The following is a 20,365-nucleotide window of genomic DNA, read 5'->3' as shown; positions in this document are numbered from 1 at the left end:
GCACTAGTTAATATGTCTAAAATATTTTTATCAGAGAAAAGCAATCCATCGGTAAACGCATTAGTTTTTTTATTGGCGCTATCCTTTTCGGACAGTTTATTTGGATTGGTGAATGACGACACTTTTAATATAGCCAGTATTGTAAATGCGAGTTTTATTGGGCAGGTTGGTCTGTTATTTTTTTCGACATATCTTTATTTCCGAAACTGCAAAGTAAAAATATATGTCAATTATTTAAACATATTGATTCTTTTACTGATTGCTATGTGTTTTTTTGCAGCATTTAGATCTTTTCAATTAACAGGGCAGCCCTTCCTGCGTGGCATATTACCTCAGAGAGGATTTGTGATTTGTTTGATTTGCGCATTGTTGCTCAAACGTCCCATCGCAAATCAAATGATCGATGTGAAAAAAATTATTGATGGGATTATCATTATCGGCACAATCGTTTCTTTTTTATATTTTCTTCAAGCTTTTTCAGGTGTACAACTTTTTCAAGTAATGTCAAATGAGCGTTACGGATCAGTGAGGTTGTATATTAAAAACTGCTTTTGTGATTTAGCTGGTATTTTTGCCTTTTGGAAACTATGCAACACAGGTATTCTTCGGTATTTGCTTCCATCTACATTAACAATTGCTCTCTGCATTCTTGTTTCTAAAAGCAGATTGGAACTTATTTCGCTGATTGCTGTATATATCTTTATCTTTTGTATTGCAAAATGTAGAGCTGACTATAAGTTTCTTTTGTTGATTCTTTTTATTCTGGTTGCTTGTTTGTTTCTTTCTACCAATTATGGACAAACTCTTTTAGCGAATTTTAATCCAATTACTGCCGAAGATACAAGTTCAATTCGAGATGAAGGGAAAGCGCTCTATGCTAATCAACTTAACAGCTCCACTGTAAGTTGGTTGTTTGGGTGTGGATACCCAAGTTCAATCTATTATCCTGCGTATGTGAGATCTGGCATGGATCGTGGATTTTTGCTGGTTGATAATGGTATTTCAGCGTTCACATATGTATATGGCCATGTTGGATTGATGCTTATCATATGTGTTTTCTTGTTTATGTTGCGTCAATGTATTAGACGATCAAATGAGACAAATAGAGTATATTGTCTTGCTTTTCTTATATTTAATCTTGTTTTATCTTCAAATATAACTTGGTGGTGGACTTCAAGTTCTTGGCAAGTTGTGATGGCTTTTTTCGTTGCTTTTTCTGCTGCTGATCCCATCAACAAAGGAGTGCAGCATGTTTAACTATTGCATTGTCATCGTCACTTTTAATCGTCTTTCTTTGCTCAGGGAATGTTTGGAACATTCAATTGAGCAGATAACCAGACCTAGCTCGATTGTTGTAATTGACAACTGTAGCACTGACGGTACACGAGAGTTTCTCGATGAATTTTCGAAAACTGTTTGCGACATCCATATCCATCATATGAAGGAAAATATTGGTGGCGCGGGAGGCTTCAAACGTGGACTCCAAGCCGCTATCGAAGAAACTGATGCTGATTGGTTCATGCTGATTGATGATGATGCAATTCTTGATTATGATTGCATGTCTCAGCTTGTGCCGAGTTTTGATAAACAAATACATGCATATGCTTGCGTAGTTCGTACAGATGATGAAATCATTACTATGCATCGACGTCGTAACGATTCTCCGGTATCAATTTCAGAATATTCCCTCCCATCTTTCAACTGCGATTTGGCATCATTCTGTGGACTTATGATAAGTCGTTTGCTCGTGAGCAAAATTGGCTATCCACAAGAAGATTATTTTATCTGGTTTGATGATACAGAGTATTCCATGAGATTTAAGCAGATCACACCCATAGTGGTGCGAACTGACGCAGTGTTAAATCACAAAATTAACCGCCGGTCTGACAAGGAAGAGATAAATGTAATCTCATGGAAAAACTACTATGGCACTCGTAATTGTATTCATGCATATAAAAAACACAAGCAATGGAGTAAATTCCGCAAAGCAATTTATTTCACTGTCAAAGAGATTTTTTGTCAAATAGCAAAAGGAAATGTATCAGCCGTAAAGTTATATTGTTCGGCACTATTTGATGCTGTAGTGAATCGTATGGGGAAAAACTCACATTATTTGCCTGGAGTAAAATATTAAAATGGTTGAGGAAAATGTACCAAAGATTCAAAGTATTAAACTTAATTTGCTGATGAATGCAATATTGAGAACGTCTGCATTTATTTTTCCGCTAATAACATTCCCATATATATCTCGTGTTTTGGGAGCATCCGGTAATGGCGCTGTCACTTTTGCTGAATCAATTGTCAATTATTTTTTAATTTTTGCGCAGTTAGGTATTCCCACCTATGGAATAAAAAAATGTGCTGAATGTCGTCACGATACGAAGAAGCTCAATCGTACAGTACAAGAACGTACAGTACAAGAATTATTGATTATCAATATTTCTACAGTGATTGTGTCGTATATCGCGCTCATTGTTATGGTGTTAATAGTTCCACGCTTAATTGAGTATCGTGTACTTATTCTTATTTCCTCTATATCAATTTTACTTAACGCATGCGGTATGGACTGGTTGTTTCAGGCTCTTGAGCAATACTCATATATCACATTCAGGAACCTTGGATTTAAATTCTTATCCATTATCTTAATGTTTATTTTTATTCATTCTCCAGAAAATTATGTGATTCTAGGAGCAATAAACGTAGTAGGTAATTATGGATCAAATATTCTGAATCTGTTATATGCTCGGCGTTTTTTGTCGTTTAAGCCGATGGGGGAGTATAATTTTCGACAACACGTCAAGCCAATACTTGTTTTCTTCCTCTTGTCGGTGTCAATCACCATCTACACAAGTCTTGACTCTGTGATGCTGGGCTTTATGTCGACCACTGCCGCAGTTGGATTCTTTGCGGCGGGAACAAAAATGAAAGTCATTCTTACTAGTGCTGTTTCTGCCATTGGGAATGTCATGCTGCCCCGTATGTCAGACTATGTCGCCAATGGTAGGATTAACGATTTCCATCGAATGGTGAGGAAGTCGCTCAACCTTGTGCTGTTGATTACTACGCCGTTGACAATCTATTTTTTTGTAATGTCTGATGCTACTATCGATTTTCTTGCAGGAAAGGGATATGCGCCAGCCATTGTGCCTATGAGGATACTATCGTTCACTGTAATCATTATCGGTATTACCAATGTGCTCGGCCTTCAGGTGCTAGTACCTACTAATCGCGAGAAATATGTCGCTATATCAACTATCATTGGTGCAGGTGCAGACTTTTTCGTTAATTTAATATTTATCCCTAGGTTGGGTGCTTCAGGCGCCGCGTGGGCAACCTTAATTGCTGAATTCTCGGTACTTATAGTCCAGGTTGTTGTTCTACGGCATGAAATCAACATACTCATACAAGATATCAAGCCATTTCGAATCGTGTTCTCCGGAGTCATTGCTTTTGTTGTTTTGCTGGTATTGCATACAGGGTTTGAGGGCTTGTCTTCTTTCCTTCAATTATTGATCACTGCCCCTGTGTTCTTTTTTAGCTACTGTGTTTCTTTGTTCATTTTCAAGGAGCCATTCACGCAGATATATTTGCAACAATTGATTACTCAAATTAATAAATCTCGCCGTTTGAACAATCTTTCAAATAAAAACATGAAACGATGAAAAAGTTTTAATATGACCACCTCAGATTCTTACAAACAACTTCTCGTATTTGCAAGCGGCAACGCTCAGGATCCGCTCACCTGGTCTAATGTACCTTACATGTTTATTAATGCGTTTAAGCGAAATTACCCTAATATTGAAATTTCAATCTGCGATATTCAAATAGAACATCCTAACTCAGCCATTTGGCTGTTTGGCAAAATTTATAACAAAATCATTACTCCGTTTTTGGGTTCACTATGCACATTCAATAGAACTTCTATTTATCAGCATTATATCAATGCTATATTGCGTAAATCTGTCATCCTGTTGAAATCGGAGCCCGCAATTCTGTTGTCATTCGATTTCAGTAATCTTCCGCCCAAACGCCCTGATGATATCAGCTGTCTGCTATGTGATTGGACGATTAAATACGAGATTGAAGAGCATCAAAAACGTCAACCAACATATTTTGAAAAGAGAAAAATCCGGCGACAGGAGCACATAATCGCCAAAGCGGATCATGTGACTTCAATTTTCCCTTACGCAGCTCGATTTATCGAACAAGAATGCCCTAACGTGCAGGTGTATTATTCTGGAAAATCAGTCAACATTGACAAAAACATTCCTGCTAACGTAAATCGCGAACACAGTAACAGATTCCTGTTTGTGGGGAATCAGACGTATTTACCTGGATTGTGTATCATTATAAAAGCAATCAAACAATATAACGTCAAGCATGCTGATAGTCCTGTATGTCTGGATGTCATAGGTATGACAGAGGAAGTTTGTGCTGACCATGATTCTCATGTTGTGTTCCATGGATATCTCAATAAGAGCAACTCTGAGCAAGCTGAACGTTATTACTCAATGATAAGAAATGCAAGAGCGCTGATTGCCGTTTCTGATAGATGGGTCGGGGCATCTTCGATTATGGAAGCTATGAGTTTGGGAACACCAATGATCATAACACCAAACAGAGAGTTGGAAACAATGTTTGGGAAAGAATTGCGATCTGGATGGTGGTGTTCATATTCGTCGCAAAGCGTTCTTAACGCTATTGAGGAATCCATGGTATTGCCAAGCCGCAAGCTAAGGGAAATGTGCGAAAACGCTATTGCGGAACTTGACCAATGCGACTGGGATTCCCTAGTCAGGCGATGGGCTCGCAATGTCGGCATCGATCGTGAATAAAAGCCACAATCAGATTCCACTCGCTATTCTCTTGGAGCATTGGACGGCTGGTTATCATACCTATCTGAAATGGAGGCAAAAGTGAAAATGCTTGCGCGGAAAACAATCAAATTTGCATGGAACGCATTGCCTGGAAAGAAAGTGTTTTATCGATGGATTCTCAATCGCGCTGTATATTGTAAAAAAGAGGAGATCCCGAATTGCCGAGAAATCGTTGAAGCAGCTTCACCTCGACCGCGACCAACTTCTCTCGCCTTAGATTCCTTCAAATATCCGGCATCATTGGACGTATCGATAATCGTACCTTGCTATAACGTCTCGGAGTATGTGGAAGACTGTCTAGAATCCTTGAAGCAAAGCGATTGTTCATATGAGATCATAGCTGTGGATGACGGTTCAACTGATGACACTTTACTCAAACTGGAAGCTTGCGCTAGGCGTGACAGCCATATCAAAATAATTCATAAAGAAAATGGTGGATTAGCCTCCGCTCGTAACACCGGTATTCCGCATGCCTGTGGACGATTCATATTATTTGTTGATTCCGATGATTTAATCAAAAACGATGACTATCTGAAGCACCTGCTGCATACACAGAAAAAAACAGAAGCAAAAATCGTTACGGGAGTTTGGGAACCAGTCGACGAAAAAGCCAACATCAAGGGGGGCTCTCGCTCTTTAGTTCAAGAAGGGTTTGCGTGGGGGCGTCTATATGACCGTTCAGTCTGGGAACACCTGCGTTTCCCAGAAGGGTATCTATTCGAAGACAGTGTCATCGGGTACTGCTGTATACCGTTTTTTCAACGAAATCAAATTGAGGATACAGGTGCCGTCTATTTATACCGCACTCGCGATGGTTCAATCATGCGCTCTCTAGGTAATAATCCTAAAGGGGTCGATACCTATTGGGTAATTGTGGAAATGCTTCGACTTCGTGATGAACTCGGCTTAGCTGCAGACATGCAGCTTTACAGGATGCTAATTCGTCAGTTTGGCACCATGGCCTACGAGCGCATCTATTGTTTGTCCGATGAGCAGAAACGAGCGTTCTTTTGTCTATGTTGTGATTTGCTTGCTGAAGAGCCTTTCAAAACAATGAAGCTTGAATCACCAACACTCATAGAACATTATGTGGAGTTGGCGTTGAAAACCCATAAATACGACTTGTGGGAACAAACTGCGAAACTTCCGCCACTAAATTTCGAACTTTGAAGTTTTATAGTCAGGGGCTTTGAATGGCCATGAGTGTACTGATTATTTGATTTGTTGAGGTCCGTGGTTATTGCGGTTGGGGGCCGTTGTGGGTTTTGTGGGTTATTTTGTTTCGAGGCCGGGGTTATTGCGGTCGGAGACATGGTTGGTTAGGCTCCTTTCACCATGCGAGGGACGTGTGGTGAAAGGAGGTACCTTCAATGGTACGGAAAATCAAGGCGAAGACGATCCTGCGCCTGAGCGAGCGGGGTCTGTCGGGCCGCGCGATCGCGAGATCCCAGGGGGTCGCGCGCCGAAGCGTCGCCGAGACGCTCGATGCCGCGACGTCGGCCGGTGTCGGCTGGGCTGACGTCGCGGGCAAGACCGATGACGAGGTGTACGCCCTGTTGTTCCCGGGGCGTGGTGATCGTGAGAGCGTGTACGAACGGCCGGACTGGGCGAGGGTGCATCGTGAGCTGGCGCGTGTGGGCGTGACGTTGAGGATCCTGCACGGCGAGTACATGGACGGATGCCGGCAGGCCGGGAAGCCCTACATGGGGTACGACAGGTTCTGCAAGCTGTACGCGGCGTATGTGGCGGGACTCGGCGCGGCCTCGCGCGTGGAGCATAAGGCCGGCCGGACGATCGAGGTCGACTGGGCGGGCAAGACCATGCGGATCGTCGATCCGGTCACCGGGGATTCGTCGAGGGTGTACCTGTTCGTGGCCGTGTTGCCGTTCAGTCGGTACGCGTTCGTGGAGCCCGCCCTGGATATGGGGCAGAACTCGTGGCTGCGCTGTCATGTGGCGATGTTCGAGTGGTTCGGCGGTTCCACGCCGCGCCTGGTGTGCGACAACCTCAAGACCGGCGTGGTCAAGCATCCGCGTGAGGGCGAGGTCGTGTTGAACGACGCGTACCGGGGACTGGCCGAGCACTATTCGGCGGCCGTGCTGCCCGGACGGGTGAGGAGGCCGAAGGACAAGCCCTCGGTGGAGAACACCGTGTGGCATGCCACGATGGCGTTGGCCGGAGCGATGCGCGACCGTGAATTCGGCTCGCTCGACGAGCTGCGCGCGGCGATACGCGCATGGCTCATGGAATACAATTCCCGCCCGTTCCAGAAGCGCGACGGATCCAGGCTTTCCGTGTTCGAAAGCGAGGAGGGGCCACTGCTCATCGCGCTGCCCCCGTTGCCGTACGAGGTGGCGGACTGGGTCTACGGCAGGAGGGTCCAGGCCAACGGCCACGTCGCGTGGGCGCGCAACTGGTATTCCGTCCCGCACGCGTACGTCGGCTCCGCCGTGGATTTGCGGATCGGGGCGAGCACGCTCGAGGTCTGGCGCAAAAACACCAGGCTCTGCACGCACAGGCTCCTGCCCGCCACCGTCGCCAACAGGTATTCGACGAACGAGGCCGACCTTCCCGATAAAGCCACATGGAAGCCGTGGGACAGGAAACGCTGCGAGCAATGGGCCCGGCGAATAGGCCCCGGCTGCGCCGCCGTGATCGGCAGGCTGTTCGCCGCGGAACGACTCGACGAGCAGGGCGTGGATCCCGCGCTGGCGGTGCTGAGGCTTTCGAAACGCTATTCCGCGCAACGCCTGGAGAACGCGTGCGCGTTGGCGTTGCGGTCGGCCGCCTCGCCACGCTATTCGCATATCCGGCCGATCCTCGAATCCTGGCAGGACCGGACCGACGAAATCCCCGACGACGATGGCGGCGGCATCGGCGATGGTCCCGGCGCCGGTGGCTGGGTGCGCGGCGGCTACTACGCGAGCATGGGAAGGTGACGGGCAGATGATCATCGACACCGAGACCAAGCGCAAGCTGCGCGAGATGAGCGCCCAGGACCTGCTCGACGCGTTCGAACGCCTGGACGAGCGAACCATCGTGCCCCTGAGCCATGCGGAGACGGTCAGACTCGCGGTCGACAACGCCCACTCCGTCCACGTGGACGCCAAGATCCAACGCCTGGTCAAACGCGCCGGGCTGCGCTACCCCCAGGCCGACCTGCGGAGCATCGACCTCGTGGAGAAACGCGGGCTCGACAGGAGCGTGCTCGCCGGCCTCGACACCGGAAACCATCTGGAGCAACGGCTCAACACCGTGTTCCAGGGAGCCACCGGCTCGGGCAAATCGCACCTGTTGTGCGCGCTGGCGAAATCCGCCTGCCGGGCGCGGTACCGCGCCATCTACATCCGCTTGCCCGACCTGGCCGAGCAGGTGACGGTGGCCGCCGGCAAGCCGGGCGGCGTGCCCAAGCTCGTGCGCAAATACGCCACCTACAACCTGCTCGCGATAGACGAATGACTCGTCGACAAACCCGACGAACCATTCAAACGCTTCCTCCTCGAACTCATGGAACTGCGCTACGACACCGCCAGCACCGCGTTCGCCACCCAATTGGCGACCAAGGAATGGCACCGCCAACTCGGAGGAGACACCATCGCCGACGCCATCCTCGACCGCATCGTGCACAACACGATATGGATCGACACCGGCGAATACAACATGAGACAACGACACGGGCAAACCATGCTCGACAACTAACCGAACAGGCCGGTGGCGCCCAACCAGTCCGCCACCGGCCCCACCCCGCCATAACCCCGGCCTCCAAACACAATAACCAGCGGCCTCAAACACTACAAATACTCATCTACGTGTGTCGTCCACAGCCCTAAGCCTTGTCACAGGCGGTGGCTTCAAGAAATGATAACGCCCGGTTTTTCCTGCACACTTTCTGATTCGGGCTTGGAAAGGGGAACATGTTCCTGTAACGGAGCAATGACGTTTGATGAGGGCCGCGGATGTTTTCGGCGGCAAAACTAGGCATGAACTCGCATTGTGATATGGGGAGACGTGTGGGCATTGTCGACCGTAAGCGAAGTTATCTAGTTGACTATCGCGCATCTTTGAACAGAAAGCATCCATCTAATTGGACTGCCTCTTTCCAGTTGTCGGGAATCTCATCGGTTTGAGATCCACTGTCGGATACGTGTCAATTAGAGCGACGAGGGTCTGCGGCAGCACATTCCATCTCTCCGGCCGCATTCTTTCACACATGCGTTTGAGCACGACCGCCGTGGGGAATACCTTCGGCCCGTCGTATGTGGAGTCCGCTCGAAGCATGCTCGAGCGAGTGGTCATCGTCCGATTGTGGATCCTGTTGTGGTGCCTGCATAAATTGCGGATTGACCGTCGAATCTCTTTTTCGGTTTTTCACCTTCGCAGTAGAGACTCGACCTTCGCTATCCTTCTAAGCTTTCCGGCTTCTTTTGGCGCGGCGTTGCGATGAACGGTGCGAGCTTTTCTCTTCTCCGTAGTATGCGGCGTAATTGTGGTCGCCGTAATAGCCGTTGTATCCGCCGCCGTCGGCGAGGTTGAACACGAAGCCGAGCAGCGGCACGTTCACGTTGCGCAATTGCTCGGCTGCGGCGCGCAGTCCGCGTTTGAGGGTGATTCCACGGCCGGTGACCAGCAGCACGCCGTTGCCGTGCGCGCCGAATACGGTGGCGTCGTTGGCCACGCCCATCGGCGAGGTGTCGATGATCACATAGTCGTATTGTTCCATGGCCTGTTCGATGACCATACGCATGGTTTTGCCGTTGAGCAGCACGCTGGCGTTCTGCAGGCGGGGACCTGCGGGGATGATGGAGAGGTTCGACTTCCAATAGGTCTGCGTCACATCTTCGAGGCTCGCTTGTTTGGAGAGCACGTGCGCCAATCCCACACCGCCTTCCAGGTCGAGGTGTTTCGCGACCGATGGGTGGCGCAGGTCGGCGTCGATAAGCAGCACGTTGTCGCCATTTTCGGCCAATACGGCGGCCAGATTGCAGGAGATGGTGGTCTTGCCTTCATGCGGCGAAACCGATGAGACCACGATGAGATGGCTTCGCTGGTCTTCCGACGCGGTGACGAACGAGAGACCGGTGCGCAGGCGTCGGAATTCCTCGGCCAAAGCCGATCCGGAGTCAGCGACCACAATCGGTGCCGCTTGGGCGAGCGCTTCGTCGCGCGGCACGACGCCCATGATCATGGCGTCGTCGACGACCGAGTGAAGATCCTCCACATCCCGGATATGGCGCGACAGCATGTCGCGCACTATGGCCGCGCATACACCGAGTATTAGGCCTGCCATCAGCCCGACTGAGAGGTAAAGGGCCACGCGCGGCGAGCTGGGTTCGGCGGGCGTGGTGGCGGTTTGCACTACGGAAAGTTTGACCGGAGACACGGTGCCTTCCGTGTCGTACAGCGAAGTGGCGACCACTTCGGAGAGCGCGTTGGCCACGGCATTGGCAGCATTGGCGGCCAGCTGCGGGTCACCACTGACGGCGGAGACGTTGAGCAGGTAGGTGTTGGACGGATTGGTCACGGTGATCATGGACGTCAGCCCTGCAGCGGTAAGATCATCGTCGCCGAGTTCATCCAAAGCGGGTTCGAGCACCGCTTCGGTGGTGGCCAACGTGGGATAGCTTTCGATCTGCCCACTGATGTAGGAGCCTGCGGTGTTCACTGTGGTGATGCTGTCGTCGCCGGTGTCGGCCGAATATGTGGCGAACATCTGCGCTTCGGCGGTGTATTGCTTGGGGGCGAGGAACGTGTACGCGCACACGCCCACCACCACGATAACGAACACGACGATGGCCGTGGCGATATGCTTGCGCAGCATGCGCGCGAGATCCAGCAGCGTCAGCCCCTCTTCGGTCTGATCGTCCATCTTCAGAGGCTGGTTCATGACGTTCCCCGTCATCATCTGCTGCGCAATCGTCATCGAGGGGCTGCCACCCCCTTCAGTATTCGTCTGCGATACATGCCATGCAGCCATGATTCCCTCTCGTAACAGCTTTCCCAACATTGCACTAAGAGGAATTTTACGGGGGGATTGTGACGAGAACTCGCCGTAAAATCCCCCTAATTAACCCCTACTAGGGGGGTGTGAATCTCGCAAAGCGGGTCTCACAAAGTCCTCTCTCTAAAATCGCTCATTCTTCTCGTTCGATATCGCACTAAGCGCACTTTTGAGCCCCTGACGCGGTACCCATAAAACTCTCCCGATAACGGCCGTTATGTCGGAAGTGTCGTTGTGGGTTTCTTGCGCGGGGTCGTTCGGTGAAGGTGTGTCTGGTGGGGTCCAGCGGCGGGCATCTGGCGCATCTTTACATGCTTCAACCGTTCTGGCGTGACAAGGATCGTTTCTGGGTCACCTTCGACAAGGAGGACGCGCGCAGCCTGCTGCGGGACGAGCGGGTCTATCCGTGCCATTATCCGACGAACCGCAATCTGAGGAACCTGGTCCGCAATATCGGGGTCGCCTGGCGGGTGCTTCGTAAAGAAAAGCCGGATCTCATCGTTTCGTCCGGCGCGGCGGTCGCCGTCCCGTTCTTCTGGCTGGGCAAGCTCTTCGGCGCGAAGACCGTCTACATCGAGGTGTTCGACCGCATCGACAAACCCACGATGACCGGGCGGATGGTCACTCCTGTCACGGATCGTTTCGTGGTGCAGTGGGATGAGATGCGGCGCGTGTATCCCAAGGCGGTTTGTCTGGGAAGCATCTTCTAAAGGCGGGGCGAGCAGATGATATTCGTAACCGTTGGCACTCATGAGCAGCCCTTCGACCGTCTGGTCCGGGCCGTGGACGAGTTGAAGGGCGATGGCGTCATCGCGTCGGACGAGCAGGTGTTCATCCAGACCGGATTCAGCACCTACACGCCCCGGCATTGCGAGTGGGCGAAGCTGCTGCCGTATCAGGAGATGCAGCAGCGCGTTCGTGATGCGAGGATCGTCATCACCCACGGGGGTCCGTCCAGTTTCCTCGCGCCGTTGCGAATCGGCAAAATCCCGATCGTCGCGCCCCGTCGGGTGGAATACGGCGAGCACGTCAACGACCACCAGGTCGATTTCACACATGACGTCGCCCAACGATTCGACAACATCATCATCGCTAATGACAAGAACGAACTCGCCGACGCCATCCAAAATTACGGCCATCTGGTGGCTGACATGTCAACCGAGGGGCTCTCCCACAACGACGAATTCTGCCAGCATTTCGAGTCCCTGGTCACCGACCTGCTCCCCGCAAAGGAGGCCTAGCCTGTGGCGAATGTAGGAATCATGTCGATGCAGAGGATCGCGAATTACGGTTCGTTCCTGCAGGCGTACGCGTTGCGGACGATGCTGGAGGAACTCGGTCACGACGTGCAGTTCGTGGATTACCACGTCTGCCCGCCAGTGATTCGAGACGCTTCGGAAAGCGACGGACGTCTAGCACGTACAGCGAAGAAGGGATTGGCTGCTTTAGGCGGCAAGGCGCCGCTGTCTCAGAGGCTTGCGTTCATTCGGCACAAGAAGAACTTCGCGCAACGCTACATGCCGCTGTTGGGAGTGACCGAACGACCGAATTACAATCCGCAACTCGACTGTCTGGTCATCGGCAGCGACGAGGTGTTCAACTGCATCCAGAAGAACACGAACGTCGGATTCTCGCCAGAACTATTCGGCGCAGACAGCCAAGCGAAGCGTGTCATCACTTACGCCGCGTCCTTCGGCAACACCACATTGGAGAAGCTGGACCAGTACGGTAAAACGGAAGAGATCGCCAACTATCTGCGCGCAATCGATGCCGTGTCCGTACGGGACGCCAATTCCGGAGCAATCGTCAATGCGTTGACCGGCTCGACGCCTGAATATCATCTCGACCCGGTACTGGCCTACGATTACATGGGCAAGTGCGACCGCATCCCGAATCTGCGCACCGACGAGAAGTATCTGATTCTCTATGCCTACTCCAACCGCATCACCGAGGCGGAAGGACGATGGATCGCGGAATACGCGAAACAACGCGGTCTGAAAGTCTACGCGATCGGCGGGGCGCAGCCTTGCGCCGACCGTTTCATCGACTGCTCGCCATTCGAAGTGCTGGCGTATTTCAAGAACGCCGAAGCCGTCATCACCGACACGTTCCATGGCACGATCTTCTCCGTCATCACGCATCGCCCATTCGCGACCTTGGTACGCAAAAGCGTGGGAACCGGCTACGGAAACGAAGAAAAGCTGACCGATTTGCTAAGGCGTCTCAACCTGTCCTCACGCGCAACCTACGACATCGCCAATGTCAAGCAGCTGCTGGAACAGCACATCGACTTCGACGCAACAGATGCCATCATCGCCGAGCAACGCCAACATACTTTCAGATACCTCTCAAAAGAAATTGCTTTACACACGGTTTAGAAAGAACTCGAAATGATTAGATTCTTTAAACGAGTCTTACGTATGCTTCAAGCGGCTCATATGCCCTCATGGCTAAGAGTCATTCTTCTTAACAAAAGTGGATATGACATTGATAGCACAGCATTAATACGTTCTGGAATCCGTTTTTATGTGTCTGACCTGCAGATGGAAACTGGTAGTTTCTTGGGGAATAATTGCGCCTTATATTCAAGTGTACGTTTTCCCTGCAAAGTTATCATAGGGCAAAACAGCAAGATAGCTCCCGAAGTAGTGTTTTGTGGAAGCACCCACGAAATAGGCACACCGAACTGCCGTGCAGGAAAAGTCTTTAATAAGGATATCGTAATCGGTGACGGATGTTGGGTCGGAACAAGAAGTATTTTACTCCCTGGAGTCACTATAGGTAGCGGATCAATCATCGCCGCAGGCGCTGTTGTCGCTTCTAACATACCCGAAAATGAGCTATGGGGGGGGGTGCCCGCTAAAAAGATACGCTCCTTGTGAACGTTGGGAAAAACATGAAGTACGATAAAGTTTCAATAATCATTCCAGTGTTCAATGTTGTCAATTATATTGAACACTGTGTAACTTCGGCCTGTGCCCAAACATACGGCAATATCGAAATCATTCTTGTGGATGACGGTTCTTCAGATGGTTCCGGACAGAAATGCGATGAGCTAGCAGAACAAGATGCAAGAGTACGGGTGATTCATAAAGGAAACCATGGAGTAAGTGCAGCACGTAATACCGGCATTGAAGCAGCTCTCGGTCAATGGATTTGCTTCATTGATGGCGACGATTACGTGGCTTCTGATTATGTTGAATACCTTCTTGGCTTGGCTCAAACTTTCAACGCACCGACTGCAGTGACACTTGATGTGATAACCCCATGGAAAAAAGGAAATCAGGCAACGGGCAAAAACTTATTGTATACACCAGAACAGGCAACTATAGCGATGCTCTGCTATCGCTTTCCCATAGGTGTCTATTCCAAGATTTTCCGCAAAGATTTTCTCGATGCGAACAAAATACGTTTCTTTGAGGATTTAATTATCGGCGAAGGTTTTAATTTCAACTGTCTGGTTATGCAAAAAGCCGAAAAAATCGCAGTCGGAAGCCATACTGTCTATTACTACAGAAAAGACAATCCTAATAGCGTTACAACAAAGTTTGATGCTCAAAAATGGGAGAACGGGCTTCATGCAATCAATGTAATTCGAGAGAATTTGTCTCTAGAAAACAAAAAGATAATGAGAGCATTTTTATATACCTATTGGAGAACACATACGGATGCATATGATTTGATTATATTATCGCATTCCGAATGCAAATATCGAGATATGTATGAAAAGACATTATCTGTTACCAGAAAATACGCACTCCACTCTCTGAGCGTACCAGTATCGACACAAAATAAAATACGTGCCATCATCATGTTCATTTATCCAAAGATAATCCCTTACCTCATGTTAAGACGTCGCCGAAAGCACAATGCAGAAGTGTCAACGCAAGGAAATGATGGAGCTAGGTGATTCTCAATGATAAGAATTGCTGCAGGAGTTGTGCTTTTCAATCCACAAGAAATAGCACGGGTACAGATGGGATTACGTCATATTGCAGAGCAAGTCGAAACGTTGTACATCTATGACAATTCCACTGTCCCTACCCCACTTGATATGCCAAGTGACGTGGTGGTGATATCAAATCATCGTAATCTTGGTATAGCCCACGCATTGAATGCCATTATGCACCGTGCCGATCAAGATGGATTTGATTGGGTCGTCACACTCGATCAAGATTCTGTAGTGCCCAAAGGTCTGGTCGAGGCTTTTTCTGATGAAATCAACTCCTCTCAAGAGAACATAGGGATTATATGTCCTCAGGTCATTGATAAACGGCGGATATACAATAGCCAACCCGTTCAATCACCAGACAGAGAATACGTTTCTAAGGCCATCACTTCAGCAAGCTGCACTTCAATCAAAGCCTGGAAGATGATTGGACAATTTGACGAATGGATGTTCATCGATCTTGTCGATAACGAATTCTGTAAACGTATGACTACTTCAGGATTCAAAATCCTTCGGTTGAATCGTTGGGTGCTTGATCAGGAATTTGGAACAATCACTCCGAAACCAATATCACAGCAGCGTTTTTGGCTGGAACTATCCAAAATCACTCATATAAAGAATCTCGCAAAGTTCTCATACAGCAAGCAGGTAAACTCACTCCGCGTTTACTACGTGCACCGCAACATCATCTACGCGAATCGCAAACTACGACACTATGGGCAGGTCGGATACAACAGTTTTAACTGCAGAGGTTATCTGGGCTTCATCATTAATTATTCATTACCGAGCATATTGAGAGCGCAACATAAAAGACGTGTTCTACACTCCATCGTCAAAGGAACTCTTGACGGGTTGAAGGCTCCAGTTGAGGTGTGGTCCGCTCCGGAACTGGAGCTTCGTGGGGTGGCGGAATGACTCGAATTCTCATTATCAACACTGCCGGTATGGGTGTCGGTGGTATCACCACGCATATGTTGAGTTATTTGCGGGAAGTCATCAGCGATTTCCCTCAAACCAGTGTCGACATCGTTGTAACCGGGGTTCGCGACGAGAATATGTTGCAGCAATTTCGAGATATCGGTTGCAATCTGATTGAATTCCCGGACCGTAAAGCAGCGACTACATCATACCTGTTCAAGCTTCGGCTGCTGATGCGCCGCAATGCCTATGACGTGCTTCATGTTCATGGCAACAGCGCCACGATGGCATTGGAGCTCTTATGCGGTGCAATGTGTCGGATTTCCACGCGCATTGCCCATTGTCATAATTCGCTCAGTGGACACATGCGGTTGCATAAGGTCCTGGGCCCGGTGTTCCGAGCGTCATACACTAAAGCTTTCGCCTGCTCTCAGCAGGCCGGGGAATGGCTGTTTGGTCAAGATGGTTTCACTGTGCTGCCGAATGCTTTGAATCTCAGCCTGTACCGATTTGATCAGGCAACCCGAGTGGAATGCCGCAGTCAGTTGGGCATTCAAGATCACACTATGTTGATGGGACATATCGGCAACTTCAACAATCAGAAGAATCAGACGTTCGTGTTGGATGTGTTTCAGACCTATCGCAATCAGCATAATCGTGATGCCGCGCTTGTCTTCATTGGCATTGGAGAGAAACGCGCTGCCGTCCAGGCCAAGGCGGAGCGCCTCGGGCTAAGCGGTTGCGTTTTCTTCCTTGGAATACGCAACGATATACCGCGTTGGCTGCAAGCTATGGACTGCTTCGTGTTTCCTTCGTCATGGGAAGGTTTCGGCACTGTCATTATTGAGGCTCAGGCTACTGGTTTGCCTGCGTTGATTTCTTCGAAAGCTCCTGAGGCTGTGAAGTGCTCCGAGAATTGCCAATTCGAAGATCCGGCGCATTCCGCATTGGAATGGGCGGACAAGGTGGACAAGCTTTTGAAGATGCAAACAAAGAGACGTATTCAAACACATGCTTTCAGCGAATACGACATCTCGAAAACCAAACGAATCCTTGAAGAAGCTTACCGGTTGACCGAAAACGGCAACAACAGGCAGGAGTTATAAGACGATGACAATATTCGGCATGATATGGCTTGCGATTGTCATCTTTGCTTTCTGCTTGAAAGACATACGTCCCCTGATAGTTATGACGATACTGGGATCGGTTTTTCAGTGCAATAACGTCATTACATTCGCTGGAACCGGTATCGGCCCGCAGATCATCACCTCAGCTCTGTTCGTGATACGAGTTCTCATCCTGCGGCTTGGCAGGTGGTATCCAAGACGTGCAATGAGAACTGTCCGTATCGGCACCATAGTGGTACTGCTTGCTGTTTTTCTTTCCCTGTACGCCAACGAAGCTTCCGTAGCAGCCCAACCGTTATCCTACAAACTGCGTATCGTGCAGCTTTGCGTCTATATAGCATGCGCGTGGGCCATGAGCTCAGTGTCCAGTCTTGTGGACAACCAATTTGTTTTCAAGATGATTCTCTATATCACAGTATTCCTTCTTGCGGTCGGAGTATTGCAGTTAGCAATCACGTCAGGGCTTCTCCCCCATCTGACTCTAGTTAATGAGTTGTTTTATAATGACCACGGCGAGGTGACCTATTACTATCGGACAGGCTACTTCAGAATTCTGTCAACATATCAGGAGCCCTCGTATTACGCCTGTTTCATCGTCGGCGCATTCTATTTCCTCCTCTGTATTCAAAAGTCTTTCCGATATAAAAAACTGTTAATTTCAGTTATTTTGATAGAAATTCTTCTGACTTTCTCATCGACAGCTTATGGAGCTTTAGCAATCGGTGGAGTTCTATTCGTAATCGCGGCTCCTGGAATAAAGCGCAAAGCTTATCTAATCGCTATTGGTCTCGTAACTGCGCTTCTCATGTTCAGTTTCTTCACTGAGTCCCTTAATGAAGTGATCTTCAATAAAAGCAGTTCTGGATCTGCTGCTGCGAGAAATGGGTGGAATGCGGCTGCGCTACGCATGTTTGAATCATCTCCTTTTTTTGGAGTTGGATATAAAAAATCACGTGCCAGCTCTTTTTATTTGACAGTATTGTCAGAGCAAGGAATCATTGGTATGACAGCTATTGTTTTACTAATAACTGCAGTATGTCTTCCATTATTAATGCGAAGAAGTATAGCAAAAATAGGAATAATTAATTTCGCTCTTCGAATTGCCGTATTGTGCGCTTTCGCATGCATGTTCATCGCAGTGCCGGATTTGGATATTGCGCCTCTATGGATGTGGATGAACTGTTTGCTGCTTTCTTCATACCCCTCCGAGCAAGCTCTAAGACAACGAGATTACAGCCCTACCCTTACTGCAGGAGCCAGGAATATTGGCAAGTATTAAGAAAAATTTTCTTTATGCATCAGCATATAAGCTTCTAGAGCTGCTGCTGCCTCTCATAACATCGCCGTTGCTGTCTCGACGGCTAGGTGCGGAAGGCCTAGGCGCATATTCGTACAGCTATGCCATTGTCTCCCTGTTCGTTATGGTCGCCGAGCTGGGTTTGTATCGGTATGGGATGCGTGAGATCGCCAAGGCGAAAACCAGTCAAGATTTGTTAAATCAGACATTCTCGGACATCTTCGCTACACATGTGGTGAACGCCGCCATTGTGATAACGGCATATTATATGATTGCGCCTTTACTATGGGGAAACCATCCGTGGATTTTCATGATACAAGGGCTATCGATTGTGGGCAACATGATTGATAACGCTTTTCTCTTCGTCGGCATGGAGAATATGCGGCCACTAGTAGCCCGCGACACAACGGTAAAAATCGTTACTTTCATATTGATCGTGATACTTGTCCAACAGCCGTCGGACTTGTTGTTATATATCGTCATCATGTGTTTTTCCAGCCTAACTGCGCGATCTATTGCTTTATGGTATGGACGACACTATGTTTCCTTTGTCAAGCCATCGGTTTCTAACTGTCTGAGGCATTATCGAGGCATGTTTAAATTGATGGTACCCGTGGTGGCGGAAGGCGTTTACAACAATATCGGCAAACTCATGGTCGGCTCGTTGTTCAGCAAATCTGATGTCGGATATATGGAATTATCGTCCAAAGCGACAACGCCTAAGACCATCATTGCCTCACTTGGGACCGTGATGTGCCCCAATATCGCCAGAATGCATGCAGAAGGCAAGCACCAGCAAGTGCGGAGCAAATTTATCGAATCATTCACAGCGTGTATGGCTATGTCCTACGCCGTCGCGTTCGGCATCTCTGCCGTCGCGCCGGAATTCGCGCCATGGTTCTGGGGGCAAGACTTCGCTTTCTGTGCGCCATTGATGACCGGCTTCGCCATCAGTATTCCATTCTGGACCGTGGGCGAAGTAATCCGCAACCAGTACCTACTGCCCACTGGAAAGGATAACCAGTACATGGCGGCTTTCCTAATCGGCGTCGGTTCTCTATCGATATTCTGCATTCTCTTAGTGCCAAGATTCGGAGCCTTGGGCGCGGTCACCTCCACCATCTGCGCCGAGGCCGTGATGAGCATCGCTCAGACGCTTTTTATTCGTGGTGAAGTACCAGTCATCAGCCCGCTGTTGGGAACATTGCCATACCTATGTTGCGGCGCGTTTATGTTGTTGGATGTCAGATTATTTGCTTCCGTATTTTCAATCGATGCCGGATTTCAAGTACTGGCGGAAATTTGTATAGGAATTTTGACGTTCGTTTCTACCGCAGCAATTTATGAAGCCGTCACCAAACGGTATCTACTATTACGGGTGGTTGCCGGCACGCTAAAAACAATGAGGAGTCGATAATGAACAGCGTTTATACAGCCTGGTGGCAAGGCTTTGACAAAGCTCCAAAAATAATAAGAATGTGCCATTCAAGTCTGCTGCACGCAGCAGATGCGTGTTCGGCACAGGTTATTTCCATAACTGACAAAAACTTGGACGACTATATCGATTGGCCCGGGAAGATTGTCGATAAATACCGCAAAGGCATTATCCCCGCAGCGCATTATTCTGACCTTCTGAGGTTTTCGCTACTTCGTAACCATGGTGGCATATGGAGTGACGCATCCATGTACTTCAACAAACCTTTGCAACAAGATTGGTTTGAGAAAGAGCTATTCACTTTCGCGAGAGAAGCACCAGATTCAAAACGTATAACCAATCGGTGGCTTATGTCATTCATCGGAGGGCAGCGCAACTTCCCGCTCTTTGGATTACTGACTGATTTTTGGATTGATTACTGGATGCATGAGGATGATCTGATTGCATATCTGATCACCGATAACATCATGTATCTAGGATACAACACCAACAAATCCATTCACGAGGCATTTAATAAATGTCCCAGGATGACGCTCCCTGTAGATTATTTCGAACGAAGACTGGGAACAATTTTTAGCTCAGACACTCGAGAAAAGCTCGAGAAAAATGACGGATGTTTTAAATTGACTTATAAGCAGGATTTTCCAGAAGCCATCCATGGAAATCTTACACTATATGGCCATCTTTTAAAGGAGCAAGGAATTGAATAGGTTCATATACTATTGTCGCAAATTTTTTTCTGCACTAAAGAATAACTTTAAAAT

17 protein-coding genes and 1 pseudogene are annotated in these 20,365 nt (G+C 48.7%); 17 read left to right on the top strand and 1 reads right to left on the bottom strand.

The genetic code is table 11. The features are described 5' to 3' along the window. Nucleotides 1-12: 12 nt before the first annotated feature. The 7 genes and pseudogenes from BE0216_RS09635 to BE0216_RS09605 all read left to right on the top strand — a co-directional run bounded on the left by BE0216_RS09635 (nucleotide 13) and on the right by BE0216_RS09605 (nucleotide 8,576). Nucleotides 13-1,257, top strand: a complete 1,245-nt coding sequence (locus BE0216_RS09635) for a hypothetical protein (protein WP_143249280.1) — start codon at nucleotides 13-15, stop codon at nucleotides 1,255-1,257. Then, entirely contained in the window at nucleotides 1,250-2,134 is an 885-nt protein-coding gene (locus BE0216_RS09630) for a glycosyltransferase (RefSeq protein ID WP_094636479.1), read from the top strand. Before BE0216_RS09635 ends, BE0216_RS09630 begins: the two co-directional genes overlap by 8 nt. Before the next feature lies 1 nt (nucleotide 2,135). After that, nucleotides 2,136-3,662: a flippase gene (locus tag BE0216_RS09625; protein ID WP_193042856.1), complete on the top strand. Its 1,527-nt coding sequence runs from the start codon at nucleotides 2,136-2,138 to the stop codon at nucleotides 3,660-3,662. A gap of 12 nt (nucleotides 3,663-3,674) precedes the next feature. Beyond that, entirely contained in the window at nucleotides 3,675-4,835 is a 1,161-nt protein-coding gene (locus tag BE0216_RS09620) for a glycosyltransferase (protein ID WP_094636477.1), read from the top strand. Between the two features lie 87 nt (nucleotides 4,836-4,922). Beyond that, a complete protein-coding gene (locus BE0216_RS09615; protein ID WP_226805828.1) occupies nucleotides 4,923-6,047 on the top strand; it encodes a glycosyltransferase family 2 protein in 1,125 nt (374 codons plus the stop codon). 200 nt (nucleotides 6,048-6,247) lie between these two features. Next, the gene (gene istA, locus BE0216_RS09610) at nucleotides 6,248-7,816 is read left to right on the top strand and encodes an IS21 family transposase (protein WP_193042855.1); all 1,569 of its coding nucleotides are present in this window, start codon (nucleotides 6,248-6,250) and stop codon (nucleotides 7,814-7,816) included. Next, nucleotides 7,740-8,576: pseudogene (locus BE0216_RS09605) on the top strand (ATP-binding protein). The gene istA and the pseudogene BE0216_RS09605 overlap by 77 nt, the downstream one beginning before the upstream one ends. 706 nt (nucleotides 8,577-9,282) lie before the next feature. On the opposite strand, the gene BE0216_RS09600 reads toward BE0216_RS09605, so the two are convergent. After that, nucleotides 9,283-10,797 carry a polysaccharide biosynthesis tyrosine autokinase gene (locus BE0216_RS09600; protein ID WP_094637288.1) on the bottom strand — a complete coding sequence of 505 codons (1,515 nt, stop codon included), beginning with the start codon at nucleotides 10,795-10,797 and terminating at the stop codon, nucleotides 9,283-9,285. A 353-nt stretch (nucleotides 10,798-11,150) separates the two neighbouring features. On the opposite strand from BE0216_RS09600, the gene pssD reads away from it, so the two are divergent. Genes pssD through BE0216_RS09550 form a run of 10 tightly spaced genes read left to right on the top strand, consistent with a single transcriptional unit; the run spans nucleotide 11,151 to nucleotide 20,311 of the window. Next, the gene (gene pssD / locus BE0216_RS09595; protein ID WP_211279943.1) at nucleotides 11,151-11,585 is read left to right on the top strand and encodes a PssD/Cps14F family polysaccharide biosynthesis glycosyltransferase; all 435 of its coding nucleotides are present in this window, start codon (nucleotides 11,151-11,153) and stop codon (nucleotides 11,583-11,585) included. 15 nt (nucleotides 11,586-11,600) lie between these two features. After that, nucleotides 11,601-12,116, top strand: coding sequence for a glycosyltransferase (locus BE0216_RS09590; RefSeq protein WP_094637286.1), 516 nt, complete (start codon nucleotides 11,601-11,603; stop codon nucleotides 12,114-12,116). 21 nt (nucleotides 12,117-12,137) lie between these two features. Further along, the gene (locus tag BE0216_RS09585) at nucleotides 12,138-13,253 is read left to right on the top strand and encodes a polysaccharide pyruvyl transferase family protein (protein WP_094637285.1); all 1,116 of its coding nucleotides are present in this window, start codon (nucleotides 12,138-12,140) and stop codon (nucleotides 13,251-13,253) included. Nucleotides 13,254-13,265: 12 nt separating this feature from the next. Continuing rightward, on the top strand, nucleotides 13,266-13,757 hold the full coding sequence (locus BE0216_RS12245; protein ID WP_094637284.1) for an acyltransferase: 492 nt from the start codon (nucleotides 13,266-13,268) through the stop codon (nucleotides 13,755-13,757). Between the two features lie 14 nt (nucleotides 13,758-13,771). After that, nucleotides 13,772-14,785 (top strand): glycosyltransferase family 2 protein, encoded by a 1,014-nt coding sequence (locus tag BE0216_RS09575; RefSeq protein WP_143249325.1) that lies wholly within the window; start codon nucleotides 13,772-13,774, stop codon nucleotides 14,783-14,785. A 6-nt stretch (nucleotides 14,786-14,791) separates the two neighbouring features. Next, a complete protein-coding gene (locus tag BE0216_RS09570; RefSeq protein ID WP_094637282.1) occupies nucleotides 14,792-15,739 on the top strand; it encodes a glycosyltransferase in 948 nt (315 codons plus the stop codon). Further along, nucleotides 15,736-16,848: a glycosyltransferase gene (locus BE0216_RS09565; RefSeq protein WP_094637281.1), complete on the top strand. Its 1,113-nt coding sequence runs from the start codon at nucleotides 15,736-15,738 to the stop codon at nucleotides 16,846-16,848. The genes BE0216_RS09570 and BE0216_RS09565 overlap by 4 nt, the downstream gene beginning before the upstream one ends. Before the next feature lie 4 nt (nucleotides 16,849-16,852). After that, a complete protein-coding gene (locus tag BE0216_RS09560; protein ID WP_094637280.1) occupies nucleotides 16,853-18,148 on the top strand; it encodes an O-antigen ligase family protein in 1,296 nt (431 codons plus the stop codon). Then, entirely contained in the window at nucleotides 18,135-19,583 is a 1,449-nt protein-coding gene (locus BE0216_RS09555) for an oligosaccharide flippase family protein (protein WP_094637279.1), read from the top strand. Before BE0216_RS09560 ends, BE0216_RS09555 begins: the two co-directional genes overlap by 14 nt. Beyond that, nucleotides 19,583-20,311, top strand: a complete 729-nt coding sequence (locus tag BE0216_RS09550) for a capsular polysaccharide synthesis protein (RefSeq protein WP_094637278.1) — start codon at nucleotides 19,583-19,585, stop codon at nucleotides 20,309-20,311. The genes BE0216_RS09555 and BE0216_RS09550 overlap by 1 nt, the downstream gene beginning before the upstream one ends. Nucleotides 20,312-20,365: the final 54 nt, after the last annotated feature.

This window comes from Bifidobacterium eulemuris, assembly GCF_014898155.1.
Taxonomy (GTDB): Bacteria; Actinomycetota; Actinomycetes; order Actinomycetales; family Bifidobacteriaceae; genus Bifidobacterium; species Bifidobacterium eulemuris.
The sequence above is the reverse complement of the archived record's forward strand: the minus strand, read 5'-3'. Positions and strand labels throughout refer to the sequence as shown.